1 protein-coding gene is annotated in these 627 nt (G+C 70.7%); it reads right to left on the bottom strand.

The features are described from left to right. Positions 1–627 (bottom strand): VWA domain-containing protein (locus A5708_RS05505; protein WP_231117821.1); only part of this gene is annotated, 627 nt, incomplete at both ends.

Here is a 627-nt window from a genome sequence, read left to right as displayed (position 1 = left end):
GTCGAGACCGGGACGGCGATGCGCTGCCCGTCCATCTCGATCTCGCCGCCCTTGGTCCCGAACGAGATCGTCGAGATCTGCACGCCCTCGGCCTTGGCGGCGCGGGCCGCGGTGAACGCCCCCTGCGGCGCGTTGGGGTCCAGCGGCACGTTCTCGGCGCCGTCGGACTCCAGCACGATCCGCGCCGGCGGCGGACCGTCGCCGCCGCCCATCACCGAACCCACCGTCGCTATCGCCTGCAAGGCGGTGAAAATGCCTTCTCCCGTAGCGGTTTTGGGCATCGGCTTGAGGCTGTCGATGCCCGCCTTCACCGCGCCGCGGTTGGTCGTCGGCGGCACCAGCAGCGTGGCGTTGGCGGCGAACTCCACCAGCCCCAGGTTGATCGCCGGGGTCAGCTGGTCGGCGAATTGCTTGCCGGCCTCCTTGGCCGCGTCCAGGCGGTTGGGTGGCACGTCGGTGGAGGCCATCGACTCCGACACGTCGATCACCAGCATGATGACGGCGCGGTTGCGCGGGATGCGCATGTCGTGGGTGGGGGTGGCCAGCGCGATGGTCAACAGCGCCAGGCACAGCAGCGACACCGCGATCGGGAGGTGCCGCCACGGCGATTGCGCCACGGGGGTGTCG

It is taken from the genome of Mycobacterium colombiense (assembly GCF_001672755.1).
Lineage (GTDB): Bacteria > Actinomycetota > Actinomycetes > Mycobacteriales > Mycobacteriaceae > Mycobacterium > Mycobacterium colombiense_C.
This window is presented reverse-complemented; position numbering and strand designations above follow the sequence as displayed.